Source organism: Streptomyces nanshensis (assembly GCF_001751255.1).
GTDB lineage: Bacteria > Actinomycetota > Actinomycetes > Streptomycetales > Streptomycetaceae > Streptomyces > Streptomyces nanshensis_A.
Window position 1 is genome coordinate 1 of record NZ_LJGW01000631.1, and the last position, 3,817, is coordinate 3,817.

A 3,817-nucleotide genomic window follows, 5' to 3' on the forward strand; every position below is an offset into this window, starting at 1 on the left:
CGCCCCGGCCCGTCACAGCTCCCCCATGCGGCGGATCACGGGCGCCACGCGCTGGACGCCGTGCCGGTACGCCCCCCGAGCCGCGTCCCGTACAGCCCCCCGTACGGCGGCCCGCACCCCCGAGGAGGCACCGGCGGCAGCGGCCTTCGCGGCGCCCGGCAGCACGGCGCCGTCGGCGGCGAAGCCGTAGCGGGAGAGGACACCCGGCAGATAGCGGGGGGCGGTTGTGGGCGTGTAGTACGGCGCGATCGCGGGCAGCCGGTCGTGCACCGCGAGCCGTGCGACCCGTTCGCGGGCCCCGTCGAAGGCACGCTCGTACGGTCCGCCGGGAAGCACCCCCTGCCGGGCCGTCCAGGCGGCGTCGGCGGACGGCAGGCGCCCGGCGTCGAGTTCGTCCCACGAGGCGAGGCAGCCCGAGCCCAGGAAGTGGTGGTTGCCCAGGGCCTCGCGTACGCCCAGGTCGGTCAGGACGGCGGTGGGGATGCCGCGGTGCAGGGACTCCAGCGCGGCGGTCGAGCTGACGGTGACGAGCAGATCGGTACGGTCCAGGACGTCGCCCATGTGCCCGTACACCAGGCGGCAGTTGGGCGGCAGACCGCCGGGCAGCCGGTCCGCGAGCCGCTGGTAGGGCTGCTCCTCGATGTGCGTGGTGTGCTCGCCGGGACGGCTGCGGAGCTTGACGAGGACCTCGCGTCCGGGGTGTGCGCGGGCGTGGTCCGCGGCGCGGCGCAGCAGATACGCGCGGTCCTCGCGCCCGGCGGGCACGGACGGCTGCGCGGCGAAGACGACGGTGAACGGGCGCTCGGCGTCCGGACCTTCGTAGGGTGCGCCGCCGAGGAAGGGCAGCGCGCCCTCGGTGACACAGGAGGCGTCGGCGCCCGCGCCCTCGTAGACGGCGCGGAAACGCTCCGCGTCGTAGCGGGAGTTGGCCAGGACGACGTCGGCGCCGTGGCGCAGCAGCAGCCCGTCGGCGAGCTTCTCGTAGACGACGCCGACATAGCCGGTGAGGGTGACGGGACGGGCGACCGCGCCGGGCTCCCCCGCGGCGCCTTCCATGACGTCTGCGCCTTCTGCGCCTTCCGTGGCTTCCCCGCCCGCGGTCCGCGCCGCGTGCGCCATGCCGTGCAGCATCGCCTGCACCGCGCCGCCCACGCAGGCGAGCACGACGACGTCGTACGCGCTCCGGTCCGCGGCCTGCCGCACGAAGGCCGCGCCGGTCGTCTCCCGCAGCGAGTCCACCTCGACGCCGACCTCGGCGAGCTGCCGGGGCGTGGGCGTGGCACGTCCGCGCAGCAGCAGCCCGTCGATGCGGGCGCCGGGCGCGATGCGGCGGGCGGTGAGCGCTCCCCACTTCCAGCGGGTGTCGGAATCCGCGAGCACGGCGGTACGCAGCACGGAATCCGGCCGCGCGGAATGCTCACCGGAAACGGAAGGGATGTGTGATGGCACGTCTCCGACGCTAGAAAGCAATTCCGCAGCCCGGCCCAACGGAAATACAACAGCGGGTTAACAGCGCGCCGCCGACCGGCCAACCAGCCCGCCCCGCAACGGATTCACCATCCCGCCACGCGCCGTTCACCGGCGATTGCCGCGCAGGCCACAAAGGCGGCGAGGGGCGCCTCTAGGGTCTGCCGGGTGGTCAATCTCTCCGTCATCGTGCCGTTCTACAACGTGCAGTCCTACGCCCCCGAAGCCATCAGAAGCCTACGTGCGAATGCGCGCGAGGACATCGAATTCATTCTCGTCGACGACTGTTCGACGGATGACACCCCGGAGATCCTCGCGGAAGCGGAAAGGGATCTGCCCGGGGCCGTTCTCGTACGCCATGAACGCAACGGCGGCCTGGCGACGGCACGCAACACCGGACTGGACGCCTCGCGCGGCCGCCATCTGACCTTCCTCGACGGCGACGACTGGCTCGCCCCCGGCTACTACCCCCGGCTGCTGGCCGCCATCGAGGAGCTGGGCTGCGACTTCGTCCGTACCGACCACGTGAGCTGCACCGCGCGCGCCCGCACTCTCGCCCGCGTCCCGCACGGCCGCCGGGGCGTGGTGACCGATCCGCGCGCGGCGATCCTGCCCGCCGACCGCACCACGTCCGTCGACTACGCCTACGCCTGGGCCGGCGTCTACCACCGCCGGCTGCTGGACGAGGGGCTGCTGCACTTCACGCACGGGCTGCGCACCGCCGAGGACCGCCCGTGGATCTGGCGGCTGCACCGCGAGGCGAAGTCCTTCGCCGTGGTCGGGCTGATGGGCGTCTACTACCGCCGCGGCGTGGCCTCCTCGCTCACGCAGATCGGCGACGTGCGCCAGCTCGACTTCATCCGCGCCTTCGACCAGGTCGTCGAGGAGACCGCACGCGACCGGGACGCGGAGGTGCTGCTGCCGAAGGCCGTCCGCACGTACTGCGCGATCATCTCCCACCATCTGACGAGCGGACGGTTCGAGCGCCGGGTCGCGCGCGAGCTGCGCGCCCGCAGCGCCGCGGCCCTGCGCCGGCTTCCCGACGATGTGCTCGCCGGAGCGCTGGACTCGATGGACCTCGAACGCGCCTCCCGGCTGCGCAGGCTGCGCCGCCGTCCCGCCCTCCTCCGCAAGGAGCAGGGACCGCGGGAGGCGCAGGAAGCACAGGAGGCACAGGAGACTCAGGAGGCGAAGAGGGCCCAGGAGCAGGCCGCGTGAGCGACACACACCTTCCAGGACGGACCGACCGCATGCGTACGCAGATCTTCTTCGCCTCCACCCTCTACGGCGCCGCGACGCTGGCCGCCGCCCTCGACGCGGGAATCGTCCCCGACGCCGACCGGCGGCTGCTGCTCGTGAGCAACAACGCCGCGAACCCGGAGACGACGCCCGCGCTGGACACCATGCCCGGCTTCGAGCGGCTGCGTCCCCGCTTCGACCGGGTGCTGTCGTGGAACGAGGCCATCTCCCCGTTCCATCCCGGCGGTTGGTCGCCGCGTACGGACGACGTGCCGATGTGGGAGCGCTATCTGCGGCTGCTGTGGAGCCTCGGGGACGACGAGGTGGAGCTGTTCGTCGAGTCCATCCAGGTCGAACCCGCGCTGGCCGTCGCACGGTGCTTCCCGAACGCGCCCCTGGAGGTCTACGCGGACGGGCTGATGAGCTACGGCCCCACCCGCAACAAGCTCGATCCGCTGGTCGGCTCCCGTGTGGAGCGGCTGCTGCATCTGGATCTGCTGCCGGGCCTGGAGCCGCTGCTGCTCACGGAGTTCGGCGTACGGGCCGAGGTCGTGCCCACCGGGTCCTTCACCTCCGTACTGACGGAGCTGTCGCAGGACGTGCCGCCGGCCGTGGCCGCCGCCCGGCAGGGGGGCGCGCTGCTGCTGGGGCAGTACATGTCGGCGCTGGAGATCCTCACCGCCGCGGAGGAGGAGCGCCTGCACGTACGGATGCTGCGCGGCGCGGCCCGGCTCGGCCACCGCCGCGTGGTGTTCAAGCCGCATCCGGTGGCGCCCGCGCGCTTCTCCCGTGCGCTGGAGAAGGAGGCCGGCGAACTCGGCGTGGAACTCCTGGTGTTGAACACCCCGGTGCTCGCGGAGGTGCTGTACGAGCGGCTGCGTCCGGAACTGGTCGTCGGCTGCTTCTCGACGGCGCTGCTGACGGCGTCGTCGTTCTACGGGCTGCCCGTGGCGCGTACGGGAACGGAACTGCTGCTGGAGCGGATCGCGCCGTACCAGAACAGCAACCGGGTGCCGGTCACGCTGGTCGACGCGCTGCTGCCGGAGGCGGGCGAGGCGCCCGCCGGGACGGACGCGGACGCGACCGAGGGGGCGGGCGCGGCCGAGGGGGC

Annotated in this window: 2 protein-coding genes and 1 pseudogene; 2 read left to right on the forward strand and 1 reads right to left on the reverse strand. The window is 73.0% G+C overall.

Features of this window, described 5'->3' with window-relative positions; translation table 11 throughout:
* Positions 1–12 precede the first annotated feature (12 nt).
* Positions 13–1,380, reverse strand: a complete 1,368-nt coding sequence (locus AN218_RS30515; RefSeq protein ID WP_070020280.1) for a DUF6716 putative glycosyltransferase — start codon at positions 1,378–1,380, stop codon at positions 13–15.
* A gap of 255 nt (positions 1,381–1,635) precedes the next feature.
* Here AN218_RS30515 and AN218_RS30520 point away from each other — a divergent pair.
* Positions 1,636–2,586: pseudogene (locus tag AN218_RS30520) on the forward strand (glycosyltransferase family 2 protein); the annotation flags it as partial.
* Positions 2,587–2,717: 131 nt separating this feature from the next.
* On the forward strand, positions 2,718–3,817 hold a 1,100-nt coding region (locus AN218_RS30525), incomplete at its 3' end, for a polysialyltransferase family glycosyltransferase (RefSeq protein WP_070020279.1).